This window comes from uncultured Proteiniphilum sp., from assembly GCF_937873925.1.
GTDB lineage: Bacteria > Bacteroidota > Bacteroidia > Bacteroidales > Dysgonomonadaceae > Proteiniphilum.
In genome coordinates, this window is record NZ_CALNAT010000064.1 from 1 (window position 1) to 22,940 (window position 22,940).

The following is a 22,940-nucleotide window of genomic DNA, read 5'->3' on the forward strand; positions in this document are numbered from 1 at the left end:
GTTTTCAGGCAACGCTACTGAATCCATTCCTTTCTCCCTGTCGCGGACAAACTCCTTATGCAGGGTCAGAGGAGAATATTCGGAGTGGCCTGTCACGTAAAATTCCCTTCCGCCGCGGGAAGAAACAATATAGACGCCGGCTTCCTCCGATTCGGAGAGGATGGCTAGTCCGGGCTGCTCCCTTATCTCATCGGCCAGGATAGTGGTATGCCTGCTGTGGGGTGCGTAGAATTCATCATCGAAGCCGCGGAACAATGGGAACGAGGGATCGTTTATCCTGTGTCTGAAAACACCGAACAACTTTTTCTCCAGCGGGTATTTATTGATGCCGTAAAAATGGTACAATGCCGCTTGTGCTCCCCAGCAGATATAGAAGGTGGAGGTGACATGCGTACGTGCCCAGTCTAAAATCTGTGTAAATTCTTTCCAATACTTTACCTCTTCAAAAGGCAACATCTCTACCGGTGCGCCGGTGATGATCATCCCGTCGTAATAAGCATTTTTTATTTTGGAGAATCGGGTATAAAACGACATGAGATGCTCGATGGGTGTATTTTTAGGAGTGTGTGTGGACAATCCCAGAAACTCGATCTCAACCTGGAGCGGAGAGTTGGACAGAAGCCGTACAAGATCCGTCTCGGTGGTAATTTTGATCGGCATCAGGTTGAGAATCAATATCTTCAGCGGACGGATATCCTGCGTGGACGCGCGCAGGTCGTCTATCACAAAAATGTGCTCCTTTTTTAATATCTCAATCGCGGGTAATTTATCGGGTAAATTGACGGGCATAATTCATTATTAAAGCAAAACCACCTCTTCTTTTTTAATCTTTACTTCGCAATAGTGGCACTGAAGTTCCACCTTCTCTTTATCTGTCACATGGAACCGGGTTTTCATCGGTTCATTGTTGGTGATACATTTGGGATTGTTGCACTTCATAATTTCGACGATCTCATCCGGAAGTACCACCTTTTTTTTCTCTACCACCTCAAAATTCCGGATAATATTCAGATTCACATTAGGCGCTACCAGGGCAATACGGTTGAGTTCATCTTCGCGGAAAAATTTATCGGACACCTTGATGATCCCTTTAGATCCCATCTTATTACTTTTCAGGTTATTGCCGATGGTGATCCGGTTGTTCAGTTTTTGCAACTGAAGCAGCGAAACCACTTTAAAAACGGCATCGCTTGGGATATGGTCGATGGCTGTACCATTTTCGAGCGCTGCAACCTGTAGTTCTTTTCCCATAATTCTTTCAACTGTTTTAATGATTTTACAACTCAGTCCGCCTTTATTCCCATTAAATCGCAAATGATGGCCTGGCGTGTATACATACCGTTCTTCGCCTGTTCAAAATAGTAAGCTTTCGGATTCTCATCCACGTCCTGGTCGATCTCTTTCACGCGCGGAAGCGGGTGCAGCACCTTCAGGTTCTTTTTGGAATCTTCCAGCATACGGTTATGCAGGATATATATATTTTTTACTTTCTCATATTCCATCAGGTCGGTAAAACGCTCTTTCTGTACGCGGGTCATATAAAGGATGTCGGCGCTGTTGATCGCTTCGGGTGAGAATTCCGTAAATTCCCTGTAAGGGATCTGCCGGTTGTCGCAGAACGTTTTGTACTTGTCAGGGATGTGCAACTCTTCCGGCGCCACAAAATTGAATGTGGGGTTGAAGTGGGAGAGTCCCTGAATGAGCGAATGTACCGCACGTCCGTATTTCAGGTCGCCCACGATGGTGATGGTGAGGTTTTCGAGCGTCCCCTGCGTTTCGTAGATGGTGAACAGGTCGAGCATCGTCTGTGTGGGATGCTGGTTGGAACCGTCACCGGCATTGATAACCGGTACGGGAGATATCTCCGAGGCGTAACGGGCCGATCCTTCCAGGTGGTGGCGCATGATGATGAGGTCGGCATAGTTGCTTACCATCATAATGGTGTCTTTGAGCGACTCCCCTTTGGTGGAACTGCTGGTAGCCGAGTCGGAAAAACCGATGATACGCCCGCGCAGGCGGTTGACCGCCGTCTCGAAACTGAGCCGCGTACGGGTGGAAGGCTCGAAGAAAAGCGTGGCGCATACTTTTCCTTTTAGCAAACTACGATCAGGGTTCTTTTTGAACCTGGCAGCACTTTCGATAATGCGATGGATATCATCCCGGTCGTAATCGCCGATATTGACTAAACTTTTGGATTTCATCCGTGAGGAATTTTATGATTGCAAAAATAGCTAATTTTACCGCGGCTTGAAAGGTTTCACCGTGAAAAATATGAAATCGCCTATGCTGTGGACAGCATCATGGAGATAGTGTCTCTTCGTCCATATAGTGAAACCGTCCTTCCAACCATTGTTTTAATTGACGGACCTTACCCTCAAAATCGGATGTTCCGTTTTTCCATAATTGATGGTCTTTTTTTTGTGATTCCTTAATCCTGCCGGCATACCAATCGATATAGCCGAGTAATTCTCCTTTTTTTCCCACATGGAATTGACTCCATGTATCCCTGTATAACTGCATCACTTCAGGATCTTCTAAGAAACGGCTAAAGAAAGTATAGCCGGTTGCCGGAGAGTGATCGAATTTTCTGAATAGCGGGGTGGTATACGCACCGAAGTGTACCTGTTTTCCTTCATAGTCATACGCCCAGTCGAAATCCCAGATGGGTCCCATAGTATATTTTCCGCCGGCATCTTTATAGAGATAGATGCTTTTGGGATGATTGATCTCCATATTGTGCGTAAGATTATAGATGATCAGGTATTTTACCACTGATTCTATATCGATAATATCCTTGTAGTTGTTGTTGGGGAACGATTCCGATACCAACGCATCTTCAAGCTGATGAAAATCGCTTTTGATCTGTTGGAAATGCTCGTCGGATTCCACATCGGGATCCTTTACCATCACGGGTAACCTATAGTTATTGGAAGTAAATTTGAAATCTTCGTCGAAGTTGGTATCCAATTCCAATAAAACACCTTTCTTGTCATCGATATTTACGCGGCTTGAGGACAATTCAACCTGTTCGGTGAAGAGATAGCTTCCCACATATTTACCATTCAGGGTCAGATCGACGGGGATAGCGTGATTGGTGAACTGCAGCCCGATCAGCTGTGCGATTTTAAAAGCTACCGAGTTCAGCATCAACGTGGGATCTATATAATTGGCCAGCAGTACCCAGTCCTTTTCCTCTGCTAAATCAAGTAAGGATGCTTTTTTCTCCAATTTGAGACGGTATGGTTTCTTGGGCATGCCCCAGGTGGAGTTACCCCTGCCTTTGATCTGTGTTTCTCCTGAGTAGTCTTCGCCCCATCCGTTGGCTTCGATGGAAATATCAGCGGATAGGTAATCATCTTTCGAAGTGATCTCTGTTCCGTTTTCAGTGGTAATATACACGTGTGGAATAGGAGAGGAATAGGTAATAGCTACAGTATATTCCCTTCTGCTTCCGTCTTCAGCAACAATCGTATAAATGATAGCATTGCTGAAGTTATTGGGTGTGGTGCCCGATATTTGCTCTTTCCCGCCGACGAGTACTTCCTTGCCTTTGTAGGAAAATGTGGCGATCAGCTCACTTACGTCAAGGCCATAGGGGAGTTTCAACTCTATTTTTCCTCTTTCGATCTTCCCTTTGATATCTCCATTGGAAAGGCCGGAATTCAGTGATGCTTCAAGTTTATATTCCAATAACTCATTGTCGCTGTTTAACGGAATTTCTTCATTGAAAGGTTCTTCTTTGCAACCGCTTGCAATAAACAGAAAGATGAAGAAGGGAAGCGCTTTTAAGAACATTTTTTGCATGATATGATTTCTCTTTTGTGATTGGTTAGTTTTATCTATTGAATTAGTTTTATTTATTGAAAACGCGACAAGAGTTTTCTTTCCTGTCGCGTTTTTCATGAGATATAACCAGGCGTAGGTTGCAAGGTGCAGGTTATACTTCCAGATCTATATCGAACAGTTCGTGCCACGGCAAACCCTGTTTGTTGAGTTGCTCCATGAACGGATCGGGATTGAATTCTTCCACATTGAATACGCCGGGTTTCTTCCAGATACCTTGTAAAAACATCATGGCGCCGATGGTAGCCGGTACGCCGGTGGTGTAGCTGACTCCCTGGGCGCCGGTCTCTTTGTAGGCCTCTTGGTGACTACAGTTATTATAGATATAGTAGGTACGTTCTTTACCGTCCTTAATACCCCGTATACGGCATCCGATGGAGGTCTCTCCCGTATAATTCTCTCCCAGTTCGCCGGGATCGGGAAGCACTGCTTTCAGGAACTGGATGGGGACGATCTTTTGCCCGTTGTATTCCACCTCGTCGATGCGCGCCATGCCGATGTTCTGGATTACGCGCAGGTGAGTGAGGTACTCCTGCCCGAAGGTCATCCAGAAGCGGGCACGCCTGAGGGTGGGGAAATTCTTCACGAGCGATTCCAACTCTTCATGATAGATCACGTAGGATTCTTTGGGACCGATTTCGGGGTAGGTGAGCGGCTTGTGGATTTCGTGCGGCTCTGTTTCCACCCATTGCCCGTTTTCCCAGTATTTACCTTTCTGTGTTACCTCGCGGATATTGATCTCCGGATTAAAATTGGTGGCAAATGCTTTGCCGTGATCGCCCGCGTTACAATCCACGATATCGAGATAGTGTATCTCATCGAAATGGTGTTTGGCGGCATAAGCAGTGAAGATACTCGTTACCCCGGGGTCGAACCCGCAACCGAGGATGGCTGTCAGTCCCGCTTTCTCGAACTTTTCTTTATATGCCCACTGCCACTTGTATTCAAACCTGGCTTCATCTTTCGGCTCATAATTGGCCGTATCCAGATAATTCACACCGCATTCCAGGCAGGCATCCATAATGGTCAGGTCCTGATAGGGCAATGCCACATTAATCACCAATTCCGGTTTGTATTCGTTGAACAGTTTTACCAGTTCCGGTACGTTGTCTGCGTCTACCTGTGCCGTCTTAAGGGTCACGCCTGTACGGCGCTTCACATCTTCGGCGATGGCATCGCATTTACTTTTGGTACGGCTTGCCAGCATGATATCTGTAAACACATTGTTATTTTGGGCCACCTTGTTGGCCACCACCGTTCCTACGCCCCCGGCGCCGATGATCAGAACTTTTCCCATATTCTCGTTAAGTTGTTTAGATATAATAAATTTGAAAGCAATTCATTCACATAGCCATATCACGTGCGGACTGCTTTGGCAAATATACAATGAATCTGTGAAACACGACCGGTTTCCGTTTAAAATTTCAGGACTGATAGGTTATAATTCCGCATTCCCAATCCGTACTTATAGAACAAAGTGATTTTACAATTTAAGATAAAGAAGTTACTCTAAATATTTTCTTGCAAGAACGTTGTAAGAAGTATCATTTCCTTTTATCATTTTCGGAGTTAATCTCGAGACCATAGCGCTTAATTATTTAATTTTAAATTCCAGACTGAAAGTCAATCAACTGATAATTATTTCTACAGGCGATGAAAACCATTTAAAAGACATATATTATTTATAGGACTTTAATCCGTGAAATGCCGCAGAGATTGAAGGGAAAAATAGGTTTTTCGGAGAACGTTAAAAATTGTATCTTTGTAAATTCATTTTCACCATGTTAAAAGTATCTTTATATTATGAATGAAGAAAACATTCAACAGATCTCCAGATCGACGAATGCCATCAGCGATTGGTCTATTCAATTACTTAAAAACCTGGGAATTGCCGATAACTTGGCTAAATACATCAACCTTATCATCCTGTTGATAGTGCTGACGGTGCTGGTCCTTTTGGTACAATACCTTACCCGTACTATTTTAAAGAGCGTCCTTGACCGCTTTGGGAAGATATCCCGTGCCGGATTCCTGAAAAACCTTTCCAAAAGACGTTTTCCCCACTTTCTGGCAATGGTGATTCCTTACAGCCTGGTAAAAGGTTCCATCCCCATTATTTTTGACCAGTTTCCGAAAACAATGGTGCTGGTCGATAAGCTGGCCGATATCTTTCTCATATTCTATGTGATATGGCTCCTTATGTCTGTCCTGAATGCCTTCTTCGATTCGCTTTATACGAAGCCGAGCATGAGGGATAAACCGTTAGAGAGTTATGCCCAGGTAGTGAAAATCGTACTCTATTGCATTGGTTTTATCATTCTCTTCTCTATCCTCACCGGAAAAAATCCCGCCCATATCCTGACCGGACTGGGAGCCCTTTCCGCCGTATTGATGCTGGTATTCAAAGATCCTATCCTGGGATTTGTGGCCAGTATTCAGGTTTCGGCCAACGACATGGTACGTATCGGGGATTGGATCACAATGCCCAAATATGATGCCGACGGCGATGTGTTCGAGATTTCACTCACTACCGTGAAGATCAGGAATTTCGATAAGACCATCACTACTATTCCTCCCTATTCATTAGTCTCGGAGTCATTCCAGAACTGGCGCGGCATGGTGGATACCGGCGGAAGGCGGTTAAAACGTTCTGTTTTTGTGAAGCAGTCAGCTATCCGGTTCCTGAAGGATGAGGAGTTGAAAGAACTGGAGAAGATAGGGCTTATTTCCGATTATATCCGTTCGAGAAGTAAAGAGATCAATGAATACAACCAGGTAAAAGGCATTGACAAGTCGCTTCCTATCAACGGAAGGAACCTGACCAATATGGGGCTTTACAGGCAGTATATCAAAAATTACCTGAAAAACCACCCCGGCGTCCATAAGGAATTGTTGTTGATTGTACGTCAGTTGCAACCCACTTCCAAGGGGCTTCCCCTGGAACTCTATTTCTTTACTGCCACTACCGCCTGGGTACAGTATGAAGATATTGTGTCCGACGTTTTTGACCATGTGACTGCGGCAGCCAAATATTTTGACTTAGAGCTTTACGAAGATATCTCCAACCCGGTTTATAACCAAAATATCGGAGATGGAGACAGAGACTAATTAAAATGGTTATTTTTACCTGTTTGTGGTTTATTTAGAAAAAATCATGTACTTTTGTGCTTCCTAACAGGAAACTGGGAGATCAAAAAGGTGCAAGGTTATCAAGTTAACTAAGAATGATTCATAATGAGTAAGCTTTATAGTGTTTTTACCGGGACGGGCAGTTATGTTCCTGCCAAACAGATAAAGAACGAGTTTTTCCATAATTATGAGTTTTACGACTCTACCGGGGAAAAACTCCTCACGCCTAATGAAGAGATCACACATAAATTCGAAGAGATCACTACTATTGCCGAGCGGCGGTATGCCGGGGATAATGAGGTGACTTCCGATCTGGCCCTTGTGGCGGCTCAAAGGGCTATAGAGGCGGCGGGAGTAGATAAGGAAGAACTCGACTATATCATTTTCGCCCATAATTTCGGGGAGACAACAGCGGACAATATGCGGATAGATGTGTTACCGACAATGGCAGCGCGGTTGAAGCAGAAGTTAGGCGTCGCTAATCCGTCGGCTGTAGCCTATGATATCCTGTATGGCTGTCCGGGATGGGTACAAGCGGTGATTCAGGCCGACTACTATATCCGTTCGGGCGATGCAAAGAAGATACTGGTCGTAGGGGCGGATGTGCTGTCGCGTATCTCTGACCCGCATGACCGTGACAGTATGATCTATGCCGACGGCGCAGGGGCAGCCATCATGGAAGCCAGAGAGAGCGATTCTCCCATAGGAGTTATCGGGCATAATTCACGCAGCGATGCTTTGGAATATGCAAATATGCTTTACTTAGGGTATTCCTATAAACCGGAATTAGCGGAAAAAAAAGAATATTATCTGAAGATGAATGGCCGGCGCCTTTATCAGTACGCCCTTGAAAACGTACCGAAAGCAATTAAAGCCGGGCTCGATAAATTGAAATTACATATCAATGAGATCGGTAAGGTACTGATCCATCAGGCAAACGGGAAAATGGACGACGCTATCCTGAAACGGTTGTTCAACCTGTACAACCTCAAGGAGGTGCCCGAACAGATTATGCCGATGACCATTTCATGGTTAGGCAACTCATCAGTGGCTACCGTACCTACACTACTCGATATCATTACACGTGGAGAGATGGAGGGGCATACGCTGAGAAGCGGTGACAATATCGTGCTGGCTTCGGTAGGAGCGGGTATGAATATCAACAGCATTATCTACCGGATCCCGTAAGATATTCTTACTTAATTCCCGTAAAAAAATTGAGGGTGTATCACACAAAAAAATGTGATTCCACCCTCTTTTGCTCTACTTCTATTTTGAGACATCTTTCTATAGCTCCTTTTCTTCTTTTTCAGTCCCTTCTCCCACCGGAATTATTTCCGGACGGTCTTCTCCTTTCAAATAATTAGGGAGGTTCATTCCTGCCATGTTGAACAGGTCATCGAGTGGGGGAATGGTTTTCATCAGTCCCGAAATGAAGTTAGCTGTGGAGCCTTTACCGTGCGCGTTATTGCCCGAATCCCAAACGGTCACTTTATCGATCTTCAGATTCTTGACCGCTTCGACCTGTGTTTTGATCAATTCCGGAAGTTTTTCGATCATCAGCAATTGATAAGCTTTATCGGGATCGCCTCCTGCAGCTGAAACCACATCCCGGTATCCCTGGGCCTGCTTGTTGAGAATTTCGAATAAACCGCGCGCTTCTGCGTCCATCTTAGCGAAGATGGCGTCGGCTTCCCCTTTTGCCTGTACGCGTATGCGTTCGGCTTCGGCCTGCGCGTCGATGATGGCTTTCTGTTTGGCAATTTCGGCCGGCACCACGATATTGGCTGTTTCGGTGGAACGTTCACGTTCCGCACGGGCATTTTCCGCTTTTTGCTCTGCAGAATAGGCTTCTTCCAGGGCTTTAGCCTGTTGCACCTTTTCTGCTGCTACAGCCAGGCGCGCTGCTTCGGCTTCTTTTTCACGGCGGGATGCATCGGACCGGGCGATGGTGATCTTTGCCGTGTTTTCCCCTTCCACCGCTGTAGCATTGGCTTCCGATGTTTTTATACGCATCAGTTTATCGGCTTCGGCTTTCCCTATCGATTCGTCTTTTCTGGCCGTTGCAATACTCACTTCGCGGTCTTTATCGGCTATGGCCTTACCGGTTTCACCGATCTTTTCCTGTTCGGCTACGCTTATTTTAGCCTCATTAATGGCTTTGGCAGCGGCTTCCTTACCCAACGCTTCAATATATCCCGATTCATCCCTGATGTCTGTTACGTTCACATTGATGAGTTTCAGTCCCACTTTCTTCAATTCCGAATCCACGGTTTTGGAGATGGCTTCAAGGAATTTATCACGGTCGGAATTGATCTCTTCGATAGACATGGTGGCAATTACCAGACGTAATTGCCCGAAAAGGATATCGGATGCCAGTTCCCTGATTTTATCGGGAGTAAGTCCGAGTAACCTTTCGGCAGCAGTATTCATTGACTCCGGCTCCGATGAGATGGCTATGGTAAAGCGGGAGGGAACGTCCACCCGGATATTCTGGCGGCTTAACGCATTGGTGAGATTGGCTTCTATCGATAGCGGTTTCAGGTCCAGGAATGCGTAATCCTGAATGACGGGCCAGATAAAAGCACCGCCTCCGTGGATACATCGTGCCGATGTTCCGCCGGTGCGCCCGTAAACGACCAGTATCTTATCGGACGGACATCTTTTAAAGCGCGATGCCAACGCCAGAATGGTCACGAAGATGACGACTGCCAGGACAATAATTAAAAACATGGGCGATGAAAGCATTTCGGGTGTCATACGTTTAGATTTTTTCGACTATCAGAATATTGTTGTTTTCTATTTTGACGATTTTCACGGTCGACTGCGAGTAAATGGGTTCCTTTTCGTTGGTCATGGCGTCCAGTTCACGTAGCGATCCGCCCACGCTGATAAGTATTTTTCCCCTGCCCATGCGATTTGCCGGGATGGTCAGATATACTTCGGCTGTTTTGTGTAGCGCCTGTTCCATCCTGAATGAATTATCTTCAGCCAGTCGCAAAAAGATCTTGACGATCATAAAGAAGATAGCTACGAATAAAATTCCGGCGATTACTGCTATTAAGATAAGCAGGGCTTTGTTTGGGATAAGGGTATAGAATGCGATCCCTGCCCATCCGAAGCCAAGCAGGAAATTGATAAGATTCCGGAGAGAGAATAGCTGGAACGGAGCATCTCCGTCACTCAGGTCGCCTTCGAAATCGGCTTCCACTCCGTCCATGGAATCTCCGCCCACGAACGTAAGAATGGTCTGGATAATAAAAATCACGGTAACAGGAGCGGCGATATACCAAAAGGTTCGCAACAGGGGTTCGGCGTTTTGCAGGATATCCATAATATTCAATTTCATTAGACGTTTTCTGCGCTCGGTAAAACAAATAAATTTGTTCTACTCTTGCTTAACGAAAACGTTGAGCTTTAATGCTCAAAGATACAAAATGAATTTTAGATAGAAAAGTTATTTTTAAGAAAGTTTTAACTTAAATGGTATCCCTGACTGCGTAGCTCCGATGCGCGGAAGAGGGTGTAGGTCTCCTTATTGAGCGGATAGTCCCAGCAGCCGAGGCTATGGTAAATATTGCCTCCGAATCCTGATTTGAATTTGTATAGGCCATATAGCGGATGTTCGGGATCGGGCGACGGAGAGATGCCGAACATGTCGTACTCGGTGCAACCTGCCTGTTGTGCTTTCAGGATCGCTTCCCATTGGAGCGCATAAGTGGCCATAAGATTGCGGTGTTGCGACGAGGAGGCCCCGTAAAGGTATGATCCTCTGCTGCCTGTAATGACCAGGAACATGGCCGCTAACGGTTTTTCATCGTATTCTGCTATCAGGAGGCTTACAGCGGCCGGTGAACTGGTATTCTCGGCACGGGCGTCAAGGACAGCCCTGAAGTACTTTATATCGTTTAATAACAAGTGGTTCCTTGTTGCCGTCTCTTTATAAAGCTCATACCAGATATCCATTCCCTCCATGCCTGTCGATCTTACGGTCACGCCTTTGTGTTCTGCTAATTTGATATTGTAACGTGTCTTCGGTTTCATTCTTCCGAGAAGGGATTCGCTGTCCTGCGTCAGATCGAGATAGATGGTGTTGGCCGGTAAAATATTGGAGTGGGCTTTCTTGAAATTCCAGTTATGCGTACTGAAATTGAAACGGAGCTCCTGAGAATGATTCTCCGGTTCACCTTTCCATATACCGTTTTCGTCGAAATGCTCCTTCTCTCTGGCCCAATACGATTCCCAGCAAAGATCATAGCGAATAAGGATGCAATTAGCGGGAAGGACTGACCGGAGAGATTCGGAGAGTTCCTCTAAGAACATCCCCTGAAACTCGTCGGCCGGCTCAATTTCCGGGCCGTAAGGGACATAGGCCACAGAATGATGCCGGTCGATCTGCTGTAAAATGATCAGCACATCTGATTTCAAATGTGATTGGTTACCCAATGTGGGGAAGAGATCCAGCCTTCGGGATGTGAAATTGACGGCAAGGGTGTTTGCTCCCAGGGATGTTTTCACTACAGACCAGAAAGCCGTTTGCTGCAAAATAGGAGTAGCATACAACTCTTCGGTCTCCTTGAGGCAGACGTTCGTTAGCATATCTTCTTTATTTCAGTAAACTAGCCGTTTTCTCGCTATGGCATAATCCAAGCACGCTTGTCTTCTGCTCATTTAGCTTACCGAAAACGTTTAGCCTGCAAAGGTAGGCAAAATAAATCTGTCTCCCCAGGGAAATTATTTTTTCTCCCGGTTCAGGCGCGTTATCTCATTTAACATCAAAGGGAATGCGGGATATGCCATGTCATGGCCGTAGCCTTGCAGTTCGAGTAAACGGGTATGCTGATGTCCCGCGACTTTCATCATACGGGCGAGATAGGCATTCTCTTCGTAGCGCCCCAGCATCTCCAACTCCCGATCTCCCGTGATCAACAGCATGGGAGGAGCATCTGGACGGACATGAAAGAGTGGGGCGTATTTGTCCACAACCGGTTGTTTGTCGTCGATATCGTTCTCCTTTCGTATCGTAAAGTGGGTGATGGCCTGTCCGCTGAAAGGGATCAGGCCGGCAATACTGTCGGCGTCGATCCCGTAAGCAGCAAGGTATTGTTTGTCCAACCCGATCATCATGGCCAGATATCCCCCCGCAGAATGTCCCGATACAAAGATTCGTGATGCATCACCTCCGTATCTTTGGATGTTCTTAAAAGCCCATGCCACTGCCGCCGCCGCATCTTCGATGTAAGCAGGCGCTTTCACTCGCGGAGCAAGCCGATAGTTGACACCGATAATACAGAGTCCTTTATTTTTCAATGGTTCCGGAAGTTCTTTACTGCCTCCCGTAAGACCGCCCCCGTGAAACCAGACAACCGTAGTGAAATCCTTTTTATTTACCGGATAGTAAATATCGAGCAGGCATCGTTCACTGATATAGCTGTCTTGCAGACTTACCTCTTCGGTGTAGTAGGGGAGGTCGGAAATGATTTTATATTCGGTGTTCTGTGCTATTTCGGTTGTGAATAAGGCGATTAGCAGAAAAAGAATTGAAATTCGAGTCATAATTATTAAACTAAAAACTAAAAGTGAAAAATGAAAAACTAAAAATTTCTCTTCTATCCTCTAGTGGTTCCTTTTCTAGTGCGTTTCTTAATACCCAGGAACACCACAAGTATGGTGACGAGGATCAGCGCGGTAGCATAGGCGTCAGAACTGGTCGGGTTCTGTGCGTGCGGCTGTAGCCGTCACATTCCGGAAATCCCTGTCGAAATGGGCCAGTAGCATCTCAACCAGTTTCGCGTGAAAGGTTGTATAGAGTTTAGAAGAAATATGTTTTCTGTCTTTTCGCTTCATCAAACCGAACCGGAGTTGTTTGTCGTCTACCCATATCTGGGGTTTGAAAAAAGCTTCATTTTTCCACAGAAGCGCTCCGTAGGTGAGGTCTCCGTCTGTTGTCGACACCCATTTATCTGCTTTTTTGTTGTCGATCGCTTCGTATATTTTCCCGAGAAGCAGGTCGGGATCATCGGTATGTATTATGATTGCCATGTTGTACAGGTTTATTGTTCTTTTGAATAACTGGTGATGGCATTTTTGACCGAACCGTGGAGCAGTAGCAGGTTCTTCGCTTGTTCGTATGACAGTCCCAGTTCATTGACGATCATGCGTGTACCTCTGTCTACCAGCTTCTGGTTGGTGAGTTGCATATTCACCATGCGGTTACCTTTCACTCTTCCAAGTTTAATCATGGTGCTCGTAGTGATCATATTCAACACTATTTTCTGTGCTGTTCCCGCTTTCATACGCGTACTTCCCGTCACGTATTCCGGACCCACAACGGGTTCGATCTTTATTTCCGCTTCGGCCGCCACGGGAGAATCGGGATTACAACTTATTGCTGCCGTGAGGATCCCTTTTTCGCGCGCGCGGCGCAACCCCCCTATCACATAAGGAGTGGTACCTGAGGCGGCAATGCCTACCAATACGTCGTTTTCGTTGATTCTGTAAGCCATAAGCTCTTCCCATGCCTTATCAGGATTATCTTCAGCCGCCTCTACCGGATTGCGCAAGGCGATGTCTCCCCCGGCAATCAGGCCGACCACATAAGTGTCGGGCATACCAAAGGTAGGCGGAATTTCGGAGGCATCCAGCACACCGAGCCTGCCGCTTGTGCCGGCGCCGATATAGAAAAGCCGTCCGCCACGATGCATTCTCGCCACTATGCCGGTCACCAGTTTCTCTATCTCCGGAATGGTTTTCTGCACCGCAAGCGCCACTTTTTGGTCTTCCCGGTTGATCTCAGTGAGAATTTCGAGAATGGATTTATTCTCCAGATTGTCGTATAGCGACGGTTGTTCTGTTATTTTAATAAAAGACATAATCGATTTGTTGATATGCTGATTTGTGGATGTATCAATGTGAATAATATGCCAATATGCGTATAAACTAATTATAATAGGTTCGGCACTAAATCCACCAATTCAATTTGGATTATTCCCTGTCCCGGTAATAATAATCAATTAACCCCGCCATGGGCGATTGGGCAATTGTCCCGATCTCAATCCCTTTTGCCGCTGCGACTTCCTTCAGCGGATCGGAAAAATACCAGGCGATAGAACCCACAAAATTAACTTTATTTTTTTGATAATCGTACTGCATCACGTTTCTTTCAAAAAAAGCGGAAAAACTGTGGGTAACGATCCGCCGGATACTCCGGTCGTCGATATGTTTGAGCAAAAATGGAGAAAGGCTTGCCAGAAAACGATTCGGGAAAGGTTGCCGGTACACCTTGTCAATGATCAGTGCGGGGGTAAGGTCATACTCATCGAGCAACGCCTCTTTCAGCCCTTCGGTGAGTTGATTCTTCAAGGCATCTCCTACCAGGTGTTTTCCCAATACGGCGCCGCTCCCTTCGTCACCCAAAATAAAACCGAGCGGGGATATCTGTTTCACAATCGTTTCACCATCCCATTCGCAGGAGTTGCTGCCGGTTCCCAGGATGCAGGCGATCCCTGCCCTGCGTCCGCAAAGGCTATGGGCAGCCGCTATCAGGTCGCTGTAAACATGGATGGTATTAACCGGGAACGATTGGCGAAGGGCAGCACGTACCAATGATGTTTTTTCCGGGATACACCCTGCCCCGTAGAAGTAAATCGCCCCGATATTCCTGTTTTTCAATACAGGATACACCTGTAGTCTGATCTCGCCGGCGATCTCTTCCTGTGTTTGAAATACCGGGCTGATGCCGTTGCCGGTAAACCTATGCACCACCTCCCCGGCTTTCGCGAGGCACCAATCGGTTTTGGTGGCACCGCTGTCGGCAATTAAAATTTCTTGCATACTTTTATAATATTACTCGCTTTGCTCATGATAGTGCTCGCTTCGCTCACGATATACTTGTGATGGCTATTTGTTTTCCTTCAATCTTGAATGCTTTTTGATAAAATAAATCATTTTGAAGTGAATGCTATTCCATTCTTCTAAAAGTTCTTTATATTCGACTTCTGAAATCAAATTTCTTCTGAGTGCTTTTGTAAGCCATGTTTTACTTTCTTGCATCGATCCACGCGCAATGATATAAAAATTTTTTGGAATCATTCGGTGTATAACGTCCAAACCCTTCACTTATGTTTGCCGCGATAGAATCGGAGGCTCTTACCCATTGTTTTCCAATCGTATCTTTTGCAAAGTAGTTTCATTTTACCACTATATTCCATATCTTATCAGCAAAATCCATGGATAATTTGTAAACTTCCAAATCTTCTATCAGCATAACGATTACCTTTTATCGTGCGAAGCACTCTATCATGCGCAGCATCTATCTTTTAATTATCGCACGTAGCGCATTATCGCCGAAGGCATTATAGTTTAATGTAAATATTTCGTTTGTAAAGGATATACCCGAAGAGCCAGCAGAGGGTGACAAACAGGAGGGCGTAGAGCAGCGATCCGAAATAATCACCCGTCCAGGGGCGTAGCAATACTTCATAGGTAAACGTTTTGAGGGAGATCGCCTCACCCTGGTAAGCAAACCGGATATTTGAGACCAGATTGGCCAGTACGCCTGCGAACACGTACACGATAAGCGGGTTCACACCGAAAGCATGGAAGAAACGGCTCCATCGCTCTTTTTTATTGATATCGATGATCCAGATAAGCAATCCCAACAGTTGGGCGGCAAATCCTGTAGTGGTAAGGACGAAGGTAGGGCTCCATATTTTCTTGTTGATCGGACAGCCGTATTGTAGCAGTAATCCGGCGAATGCCAGGATGGTACCCCAGAGCAGCAGTTTTTCCACACGGGTATGGTTCTCCTTATAGTTGACGATCAATTTGCCGAAGAGGAATCCGATCAGTACATGGGCGATAGAGGGAAGCGTACTGAGCAGGCCTTCCGGATCGAATGCGATCCGTTCTCCTGACGGGGTAACATCTTTGTACATATGGTCGGAGCCCCACAATCCCTTGTCGACCAAGGCAATGATATTCTGTTCCGACAGTTCAAAACCTTTTCCAAATTGTAGTATCAGAAAGTATCCTAATAACAGCAAGGCAATTACCCAGGGCAGATATTTACTTTTCACAAATACTGTGATAAGTGCGGCGAAACCATAAGCCAACCCCAATCGTTGCAACACACCCAATATACGGAGGGTATCGAAATGGGTGGTGGCTTCCGGGAAAGACTCTCCCGAGGCCAATCCCCTGCACAGTTGCCCGAACCACCCGAGTGCCAGGCCGATCACGAAAATAAGGAGGGTACGCCGCACAATTTTCCATATGGCTGCTTTAGATGGTGCGAAGTGGAATTTTCGCAACGACATACAGGTGGATACTCCCATGATAAACATAAAGAACGGGAATACCAGGTCGGTGGGCGTAAGTCCGTGCCATTGCGCATGGCCGAGGGGTTTATAGACATAATTCCATGAACCGGGATTGTTGACCATGATCATGCCGGCAATGGTGATCCCCCGGAGAATATCAAGCGACAGTAACCGGCCGCTCTGCTGAGGTGTAGTTATTGTATTCATTTTTGCTATGATAGCGTTACATAAACAGGATTTCCATTTGATTTTATATCAGCGGTAAAGATAATATTTCTTCGACAGTTTTCTGAACGATTCTTCATCTTTCGTCCAGTAGGATTGAATATCGGCAAAACGATGGTTTTTGGAAAATTCGAGACGGATAAAATCGCTGCCACTCACTTTGTCAAACATATCGAACCGGTTTTTGGGAGCATGATCGAACACTTTTTTGTCGGGATAGAGTTGCGCTGTCACCTCCATCACATGGAACTGTATATCCGACAGGCGTGCTTTCTGAAAATCGGTCAGGTATATCTGTACTCCCTGAAGATTATTTCCCTGTCCAACCGAATAGTAAGGCTTCAGGTGGACAGGACGGAATGTAATCCCCGACAATCGTTTCGCGTTCAGCGCTCCGGCGAATTCTTCGGCGTTGATCCACTCGGCAGCGAACATTTCGAAGGGAAGCGTATATCCCACGCCGATGGACATATAACCCAACTCGCCCAGAATACCCGACACAGGGTAGAAATAGGCCGAATGGGCAAAGGGAATATGCGGTGAGGTGGGAACCCAGGGCAGGCCCGTATCTTCGAAGTGCATCTTTCGGTGCCACTTTTTCATCTTCACCACCGTCAGCTTACAGGGTTGGGGGATCATTTGTTCTCCGATGATCATTTCCGCCAGTTCGCCGCAGGTAAGCCCATACACATAAGGGATCCCGAGTTGGCTTACGAAAGAGAAAAATCCTTCTTCCACCAGGTTCCCTTCTACTTTCAGTCCGCCTAACGGGTTCGGTCGGTCGAGTACCACGAATTCTATACCGTTCTCTGCCGCGGCCTGCATAGCCAGATACATGGTGGAGATATAAGTATAGGAACGGCAACCGATATCCTGGATATCATATACCAGCATATCTATGCCCTCAAGCATTTCTGGGGTGGGCTTTCGGGTCGCTCCGTAGAGAGAGTGAACGGGCACACCGGTGTCGGGATCGGTAAATGAATCGATTTTATCGCCGGCATGTACATCCCCGCGTACGCCGTGTTCAGGCCCGTAAAGCGCTACGAGTTGTACACCCGGTGCTTCGTGCAGGATATCGATGGTCGATTTAAGGTTATTATCGACTCCCGTCGGGTTGGTGATCAGCCCCACACGTTTTCCCTGCAGTATTTTAAAATTGGATTGTTTCAGCACTTCGATCCCCGTCTTAATGCGGATTTTCTGTGCCGAAGAGGAGGACGAGATGAGTAAACCACACAGAATAAGCGCTGTTATCAGCCAAAGACTTCCTGAAAGAGATTTGCCTGAACCGGTATGTTTTTTCCCGGAGATCCCATAGGCCAGAGTCCGGTATTTTTTTATGAAATTGTCCATACGATTGGTATATTTAACTCCACTTTGTTATGTTGAACATTATTTGTTACATTAGTCACATTAGTCATATCAATACATTCCTGCTTTAATCGGCCTGCCGTTCTGATGTCTCTTCGGGGAATGCTTCTTTCTTTGCTTTCCCGAACTCTTTATCAATCTTTAAAAAAGGAATAAGCAAGAGGGTAGGGAGAATGGCAATCACGATGAAGATAAAGAAATTTGCGTATCCTAATTGTTCCTGGATCCAACCGGCCGCCATGCCCGGAAACATCATGCCCAACGCCATAAAACCGGTGCAGATGGAGTAATGTGCCGTCTTATGTTCGCCTTGCGAAAAATAGATCAGAAAAAGCATATAAGCCGTGAACCCGAAACCATAGCCAAACTGTTCGGTGGCTACAGCTACGTTTACCCAAACGAAGCTCTCAGGTTGATATATTGCCAGTAAAAGGTAGGCGACGTTGGGCAGCGTGATGGCCAATGCCATGGGCCATATCCAGTATTTTAATCCTTTACGGGAAGCCACAATACCCCCGATGATACCGCCTAAGGTAAGAGCTATCACGCCTACGGTGCCATATGCTATTCCCGCATCTTGGGTACTCAGTCCCAATCCTCCCACTTCACGTCCATCGAGGAGAAAAGGATAAGTCAATTTCACCAACATGGCTTCAGCCAACCGGTACAATAGCATAAAGGCAATGGCCAACCCGATTCCCTTTTTCGTGAAAAACGAACGGAACGTATTTCCGAACTCTGCCATAATTTCTTTCGGGGTATGCGCTGCTTTTCCGCTATCGCTTGTCGGGTGGGGTAGCACAAAGCGGTGCCAGGCAAAGAAGGCGATAAACAAACCGGCCAGGATAAAAAAGGTGATGCTCCAGGCATAAGGGATGTTGCCGGTGCTTTTCTCAAGAAATCCGGCCAGAATTACCAACAGTCCCTGTCCGGTAATGGAAGCCAGGCGATAGAAGGTACTACGGATACCGACAAAAAAGGATTGCTGTGAATCGTCCAGTGCGAGCATATAGAAACCGTCGGCGGCAATATCATGCGTGGCGGAACTGAAAGCCATCAGCCAGAAAAAAGCAAGTGAAGCCTGCAGGAAGAAAGGGGTAGGGAGGGTAAAGGCAATGCCGGCCAGGCCGGCGCCTATCAGCAACTGCATGGATACGATCCACCACCGTTTGGTTTTCAGTATATCCACGAACGGGCTCCAGAAGGGTTTGATGACCCAGGGGAGGTAGAGCCAGCTGGTATACAGGGCTATCTCGGTATTGGACAGCCCGAAGCGTTTGTACATAACTACGGAAACGACCATTACCGCTACATAAGGTAATCCTTCGGCAAAGTACAAAGTAGGGATCCATGCCCAGGGGTTGCGTGTTTTTTTCATTTAAATTGTTAATTAATAATTTCTTATGGTTTCTGATTGAGGGAAGTAATGTGTCAGGATCTCGTTGTAGCCGTATCCTTTTTCAGCCATTATCGCGGCGCCTATCTGGCATAGCCCTACGCCGTGGCCCCATCCGGCGCCGGTGAGTATGAATGTCTGAGGGATACCATTCCCGTCCTCGTCCTGTGTATCCACCACAAAAGCGGAGCTGTAGAGGTGAGATTTTGATAAGGTACGTCGTATTTCCAGCTCTTTCCCGATCGTCATTACCCGCTCCGTACCGATGATCTTCAGCCGGATGATCCGTCCGGACGTTCCCCGTTCGAGCGGTTCGAGGGCGATGATCTCACCGAAATCGATGCCGGAGCGTTCCCTGATAAGGGTCGATATTTCTTCCTGCGAATAGGTTATCTTCCAGCGGTAAAAATCGGCCGTTTCCTGGTCATAATCGTTCAGCACCTGTTTTAAGACATGAGCATCCTGCGTGTTACAAGATGCAGGCGGAGAGGTGCGTATCCATTCCTCCGCATTTTCCTCCATCGTCAGGTCTGGCAGGGGTGAAGCTTCCGTATGGTCGGGTTTTGCCTGGAGATAGGGATGCACTGCGGGTTCCCACACGTTCTCGAAGGTTTCCGTCACACCTCCGCAACATTTGGAGAAGCGAGCGTCGCATATCTCGTTCCCGAACATCAGCACCTCCCCGCATGTGCGGTCGATGACCTGCCGTACCAAGGGTGTCGATTGACGGGTAATCCCCTGATAGCGCTGGCAATGATCATCGGCACATACGTCGAAATTAAGATGATCTTCACGGTCGTACCACCGGATGATCTCCGTAGGTGTTTCAAACGATGTCCGGTAACCGGCATCAGCGTTTTCGAGAGTTTTGTTTTTCAGGATTTGGGCCAGCAGCCAGCTCCGGGAAATGACGGCGTGTGCTTTCAGTAATTCAACGGAACTTGTGGCGCTCATCTCGGAGGAGATCACGCTCGTAAGATAGTCTTCCAGCGAAACGATGTTGATCGCCGAAATAACTCCTTTCTCCACAATGAATTTCAAACTGCCCGGAAAACGCTGATTCTCTTTTCGTTCCCAGTGGAAGTTCACGCCGATGATCACGTCTTTTAATCCGAAAGCGTTGTGATGCAGGTCATCGGCTTCGAAAACAAGCTCATCGAACGTTTCTCCGTTGAAAAGGATCTTTTCGTCTGAAATTTCAACCGAATAATCTCCGGGCTGTACTTCCCGGCTGTTCAACTTATAACCGACAGGCAACGAAAAATCGATTTTTTGCTGTTGCAGTAATATACCTACATGAATCAGCGGTTCACTCATTTGAGGTTCTTTCTTGCCTGTAATTCCCATGTCCTGATCCTGTCTTTATAGAGGTTATGTGCATTCATTTTTACTATATCGAGTGATGCGTCGCTGTTGTCTTCCCAGCGCCGGCAGAGGTAGAGCACATCGTAAATACGTCCGATTTGATAGCGGCGTGAGATGTTCAGCCCCAGGGCATAATCTTCACCATAGCTGGTATTGGGTACCTTGATGTCCCGTAGTACCGGTGTGTAGAACGCGCGGGGTGCTCCCAGCCCGTTGATGCGCAAGGCGTTATTGCGGCCGTTCTCGGGCGTCCACTCCCGATGGTCGATAATACCCGGGGGGATCATCTCCATGTTGAAGTTGGTCATCTGATACGTGCCTACCACCATGGCGCAGTTCTGTTCGTAGAAAGCATTCACGATTTTCCGGAGCGTATTCTTTCCACTATACACATCGTCGCTGTCGAGCTGCACGGCAAATTTTCCGCATTTTGGGTGATGTACTCCCGTGTTCCAGCAGCCGCCGATACCCAGGTCGTCACGTTCGGGAATAACGTGTATGAGCCGCTCATCGGCGGCAAACTGGCTTATGGCTTCTGTGGTGCCGTCCGTGGAGTGATTATCCACCACGATGAGGTTAAACCTGAAATCGGTTTTTTGTCTCAGTACGGAGGCGATGGCATCACTGATGGTTTTGATACGGTTACGCACAGGAATGATCACCGACGCTTCATATTCAAACTTACCGTTGTCGAATTCAACCGTATCGAATTCCGGCTCCAGGTATGCACTTATATCCTTCAGGTGCTGTGTGCAGGCCTGCTCCATCTCTATCTGTACCTGCCGGTTTCTGGGGTCCACGTAATCGAATATTTTCTGTCCCGAAGCACGTGCATCCTCCTCTGTCTCGGTATAAAGATATTCGTTGATATGTATAAGCTGATGATGTTGTGATACTTTCAGCCTCAGATCATACAAACCGGCATATTTATAATTGTTGTGCTTCATCCTCTTCGCTGCTTTCCTGAGCGCTTTGGGATTGTAAACGAGCAGTGACCCGAAGTTGAAATCGTCGCGCAGGCTACCCTCCTGATAATCTATCACAGGGTGATTCTTCTTCTCGCCGTTAGTCACAGCGTAGTAGTCGGCATACACCATCCCCGCCCGCGTATCTTCGGCAATACGCACCATCCGCTCCAAAGCGAAGTATCCTAACCGTAATACCGATGATTTCAGGTAGATCAGTATGTAGTCGGCTTTGGATTTCCGGGCTATTGTTTTCACGGTTTCGCTGCTATGCAGGGTGTCGATTGCTATGTGCCTGCATCCTTTTATGGTTGTCTTTACTCCGGCAGGTGTAAGCAACCAGATATTTTTCACCAACTCCGACTGTTTCAGCTCTTCCACTGTACCGGCTGCCTGTTCGGATTGTGTATATAAAATAAAAGCGTCTATTGTTTTCATACCTGTTTAAGATGTCAATATGCTAATATGCTAATGTGCTAATGTGTCAAGCAGACCCCTTACCAGTTTATTCCGGTCCTCACGGTTTTTTACAGCCTCTATCGGAAATCCCAGAACGACTGTACCATATTTTTCCCCTTTATATATCACGCCGGCGCTTAAGTTATTCTCCGAATAACGAAAGACGGTAAAGACATTCCCATCTGCCGGTTCAATGGCATCGGGATATTCCACCACATAGCTTTCACTGTTCAGGGTATGATAATAGGCGTAATTTCCCTGAACGGAAGGAAAAGGCGAAGCCACCGCTTTGATCTGCCCGGTCACTGCTCCATAATTGTTGCGCCACTTGTATCTGAGGGTGTTTTGCGCCCACTCCCTGTCTTTTGCTGTAGCATATGGGTTATCCCACAAGTCGGTTCCCACAAATGCACCGCTGACGATGAAGCTGCCGCCGTTATTACAGTAATCGGTGATGGCTTCCTGATTGGGTTGGGAGAACGTTTTGAACCGTGGCGGTTTTACTCCCCGTGCTACCGACCATTCCCGCTGCTTCCCCAGGATCCAGTCCACTATTTTATAGGATTGTAAAGATACTTCTTTATTTTCAATCGCGCCAGCGGAAGAGGAAACAAATGAATATCCCGCTTCTGCAAAGGATTGTCCGTGAATAAAGGGGTAATCGAAAGTATTGCCTGCGATCGCGGTGGTTTCGTAATTCGCACCGCTGTCGCCGAAACCCGACGCGTCATCGTCCATCCAGGGGATTACACGCCGGAACTCATGCATATGGCCTATAAAATGGTGATCAGCAATATAGGGGACCCCGTTATCCATATTATTACCGGCGAAACCGGCGATGCTGTCTTCGGAGGTAGTAAAACT

The 22,940-nt window shown here is 46.8% G+C and carries 21 protein-coding genes and 1 pseudogene; 2 read left to right on the top strand and 20 right to left on the bottom strand.

What is annotated here, in order from left to right; all coding sequences use genetic code 11:
- The 5 genes from metA to Q0502_RS04400 form a co-directional block, all read right to left on the bottom strand.
- The coding region (metA, locus tag Q0502_RS04380; protein ID WP_298647612.1) for a homoserine O-succinyltransferase at nucleotides 1-789 on the bottom strand (789 nt) is incomplete at its 3' end.
- 9 nt (nucleotides 790-798) lie between these two features.
- Entirely contained in the window at nucleotides 799-1,251 is a 453-nt protein-coding gene (pyrI, locus tag Q0502_RS04385; protein ID WP_298647613.1) for an aspartate carbamoyltransferase regulatory subunit, read from the bottom strand.
- A gap of 32 nt (nucleotides 1,252-1,283) precedes the next feature.
- Nucleotides 1,284-2,201, bottom strand: coding sequence for an aspartate carbamoyltransferase (gene pyrB / locus Q0502_RS04390; protein ID WP_298647615.1), 918 nt, complete (start codon nucleotides 2,199-2,201; stop codon nucleotides 1,284-1,286).
- 97 nt (nucleotides 2,202-2,298) lie between these two features.
- Nucleotides 2,299-3,804 carry a CotH kinase family protein gene (locus Q0502_RS04395; RefSeq protein ID WP_298647617.1) on the bottom strand — a complete coding sequence of 502 codons (1,506 nt, stop codon included), beginning with the start codon at nucleotides 3,802-3,804 and terminating at the stop codon, nucleotides 2,299-2,301.
- A gap of 133 nt (nucleotides 3,805-3,937) precedes the next feature.
- Nucleotides 3,938-5,140, bottom strand: a complete 1,203-nt coding sequence (locus tag Q0502_RS04400; RefSeq protein WP_298647619.1) for a saccharopine dehydrogenase family protein — start codon at nucleotides 5,138-5,140, stop codon at nucleotides 3,938-3,940.
- 506 nt (nucleotides 5,141-5,646) lie between these two features.
- On the opposite strand from Q0502_RS04400, the gene Q0502_RS04405 reads away from it, so the two are divergent.
- Complete coding sequence (locus Q0502_RS04405; RefSeq protein ID WP_298647622.1) at nucleotides 5,647-6,951, top strand: mechanosensitive ion channel domain-containing protein; 1,305 nt, start codon at nucleotides 5,647-5,649, stop codon at nucleotides 6,949-6,951.
- Nucleotides 6,952-7,077: 126 nt separating this feature from the next.
- Nucleotides 7,078-8,160 (top strand): ketoacyl-ACP synthase III, encoded by a 1,083-nt coding sequence (locus tag Q0502_RS04410; protein WP_298647624.1) that lies wholly within the window; start codon nucleotides 7,078-7,080, stop codon nucleotides 8,158-8,160.
- A gap of 99 nt (nucleotides 8,161-8,259) precedes the next feature.
- Here Q0502_RS04410 and Q0502_RS04415 read toward each other — a convergent pair whose 3' ends face one another.
- The 15 genes and pseudogenes from Q0502_RS04415 to Q0502_RS04475 form a co-directional block, all read right to left on the bottom strand.
- Nucleotides 8,260-9,732: a flotillin family protein gene (locus Q0502_RS04415; protein ID WP_298647626.1), complete on the bottom strand. Its 1,473-nt coding sequence runs from the start codon at nucleotides 9,730-9,732 to the stop codon at nucleotides 8,260-8,262.
- A gap of 4 nt (nucleotides 9,733-9,736) precedes the next feature.
- Nucleotides 9,737-10,321, bottom strand: a complete 585-nt coding sequence (locus Q0502_RS04420; RefSeq protein WP_298647629.1) for a serine protease — start codon at nucleotides 10,319-10,321, stop codon at nucleotides 9,737-9,739.
- 125 nt (nucleotides 10,322-10,446) lie between these two features.
- On the bottom strand, nucleotides 10,447-11,571 hold the full coding sequence (locus Q0502_RS04425; protein WP_298647630.1) for a peptidoglycan bridge formation glycyltransferase FemA/FemB family protein: 1,125 nt from the start codon (nucleotides 11,569-11,571) through the stop codon (nucleotides 10,447-10,449).
- A gap of 135 nt (nucleotides 11,572-11,706) precedes the next feature.
- Entirely contained in the window at nucleotides 11,707-12,528 is an 822-nt protein-coding gene (locus Q0502_RS04430; protein ID WP_298647633.1) for an alpha/beta hydrolase, read from the bottom strand.
- 144 nt (nucleotides 12,529-12,672) lie between these two features.
- Nucleotides 12,673-13,014: a hypothetical protein gene (locus Q0502_RS04435; protein ID WP_298647635.1), complete on the bottom strand. Its 342-nt coding sequence runs from the start codon at nucleotides 13,012-13,014 to the stop codon at nucleotides 12,673-12,675.
- 11 nt (nucleotides 13,015-13,025) lie between these two features.
- Nucleotides 13,026-13,844 carry an N-acetylmuramic acid 6-phosphate etherase gene (gene murQ, locus Q0502_RS04440; RefSeq protein ID WP_298647636.1) on the bottom strand — a complete coding sequence of 273 codons (819 nt, stop codon included), beginning with the start codon at nucleotides 13,842-13,844 and terminating at the stop codon, nucleotides 13,026-13,028.
- A gap of 112 nt (nucleotides 13,845-13,956) precedes the next feature.
- Nucleotides 13,957-14,805: an ATPase gene (locus tag Q0502_RS04445; RefSeq protein WP_298647638.1), complete on the bottom strand. Its 849-nt coding sequence runs from the start codon at nucleotides 14,803-14,805 to the stop codon at nucleotides 13,957-13,959.
- A gap of 66 nt (nucleotides 14,806-14,871) precedes the next feature.
- Nucleotides 14,872-15,063: a four helix bundle protein gene (locus Q0502_RS18945; protein ID WP_366521759.1), complete on the bottom strand. Its 192-nt coding sequence runs from the start codon at nucleotides 15,061-15,063 to the stop codon at nucleotides 14,872-14,874.
- Nucleotides 15,011-15,139, bottom strand: a complete 129-nt coding sequence (locus Q0502_RS18950; RefSeq protein WP_366521760.1) for a four helix bundle protein — start codon at nucleotides 15,137-15,139, stop codon at nucleotides 15,011-15,013. Before Q0502_RS18950 ends, Q0502_RS18945 begins: the two co-directional genes overlap by 53 nt.
- 187 nt (nucleotides 15,140-15,326) lie before the next feature.
- Entirely contained in the window at nucleotides 15,327-16,499 is a 1,173-nt protein-coding gene (locus tag Q0502_RS04450) for a heparan-alpha-glucosaminide N-acetyltransferase domain-containing protein (protein WP_298647641.1), read from the bottom strand.
- A gap of 48 nt (nucleotides 16,500-16,547) precedes the next feature.
- The gene (locus tag Q0502_RS04455) at nucleotides 16,548-17,777 is read right to left on the bottom strand and encodes a DUF1343 domain-containing protein (protein ID WP_298647648.1); all 1,230 of its coding nucleotides are present in this window, start codon (nucleotides 17,775-17,777) and stop codon (nucleotides 16,548-16,550) included.
- 181 nt (nucleotides 17,778-17,958) lie between these two features.
- Complete coding sequence (locus Q0502_RS04460) at nucleotides 17,959-19,269, bottom strand: MFS transporter (RefSeq protein WP_298647643.1); 1,311 nt, start codon at nucleotides 19,267-19,269, stop codon at nucleotides 17,959-17,961.
- Nucleotides 19,270-19,281: 12 nt separating this feature from the next.
- Nucleotides 19,282-20,604, bottom strand: a complete 1,323-nt coding sequence (locus Q0502_RS04465) for a SpoIID/LytB domain-containing protein (RefSeq protein WP_298647650.1) — start codon at nucleotides 20,602-20,604, stop codon at nucleotides 19,282-19,284.
- Nucleotides 20,601-22,055, bottom strand: a complete 1,455-nt coding sequence (locus Q0502_RS04470) for a glycosyltransferase family A protein (protein ID WP_298647646.1) — start codon at nucleotides 22,053-22,055, stop codon at nucleotides 20,601-20,603. Before Q0502_RS04470 ends, Q0502_RS04465 begins: the two co-directional genes overlap by 4 nt.
- Nucleotides 22,056-22,085: 30 nt before the next feature.
- Nucleotides 22,086-22,940, bottom strand: a pseudogene (locus Q0502_RS04475) (xanthan lyase); the annotation flags it as partial.

Bases quoted from the DNA above. Each gene is read 5' to 3' on its own strand.
- Q0502_RS04410 (WP_298647624.1), top strand. From the start codon at position 7,078: ATGAGTAAGCTTTATAGTGTTTTTACCGGGACGGGCAGTTATGTTCCT.
- Q0502_RS04400 (WP_298647619.1), bottom strand. From the start codon at position 5,140: ATGGGAAAAGTTCTGATCATCGGCGCCGGGGGCGTAGGAACGGTGGTG.
- Q0502_RS04425 (WP_298647630.1), bottom strand. From the start codon at position 11,571: ATGCTAACGAACGTCTGCCTCAAGGAGACCGAAGAGTTGTATGCTACT.
- Q0502_RS04465 (WP_298647650.1), bottom strand. From the start codon at position 20,604: ATGAGTGAACCGCTGATTCATGTAGGTATATTACTGCAACAGCAAAAA.
- Q0502_RS04450 (WP_298647641.1), bottom strand. From the start codon at position 16,499: ATGAATACAATAACTACACCTCAGCAGAGCGGCCGGTTACTGTCGCTT.
- pyrB (WP_298647615.1), bottom strand. From the start codon at position 2,201: ATGAAATCCAAAAGTTTAGTCAATATCGGCGATTACGACCGGGATGAT.
- pyrI (WP_298647613.1), bottom strand. From the start codon at position 1,251: ATGGGAAAAGAACTACAGGTTGCAGCGCTCGAAAATGGTACAGCCATC.
- Q0502_RS04470 (WP_298647646.1), bottom strand. From the start codon at position 22,055: ATGAAAACAATAGACGCTTTTATTTTATATACACAATCCGAACAGGCA.
- Q0502_RS04415 (WP_298647626.1), bottom strand. From the start codon at position 9,732: ATGACACCCGAAATGCTTTCATCGCCCATGTTTTTAATTATTGTCCTG.
- Q0502_RS18945 (WP_366521759.1), bottom strand. From the start codon at position 15,063: ATGATTCCAAAAAATTTTTATATCATTGCGCGTGGATCGATGCAAGAA.
- Q0502_RS04430 (WP_298647633.1), bottom strand. From the start codon at position 12,528: ATGACTCGAATTTCAATTCTTTTTCTGCTAATCGCCTTATTCACAACC.
- murQ (WP_298647636.1), bottom strand. From the start codon at position 13,844: ATGTCTTTTATTAAAATAACAGAACAACCGTCGCTATACGACAATCTG.
- Q0502_RS04420 (WP_298647629.1), bottom strand. From the start codon at position 10,321: ATGAAATTGAATATTATGGATATCCTGCAAAACGCCGAACCCCTGTTG.
- Q0502_RS04405 (WP_298647622.1), top strand. From the start codon at position 5,647: ATGAATGAAGAAAACATTCAACAGATCTCCAGATCGACGAATGCCATC.
- Q0502_RS04395 (WP_298647617.1), bottom strand. From the start codon at position 3,804: ATGCAAAAAATGTTCTTAAAAGCGCTTCCCTTCTTCATCTTTCTGTTT.
- Q0502_RS04460 (WP_298647643.1), bottom strand. From the start codon at position 19,269: ATGAAAAAAACACGCAACCCCTGGGCATGGATCCCTACTTTGTACTTT.
- Q0502_RS04435 (WP_298647635.1), bottom strand. From the start codon at position 13,014: ATGGCAATCATAATACATACCGATGATCCCGACCTGCTTCTCGGGAAA.
- Q0502_RS04445 (WP_298647638.1), bottom strand. From the start codon at position 14,805: ATGCAAGAAATTTTAATTGCCGACAGCGGTGCCACCAAAACCGATTGG.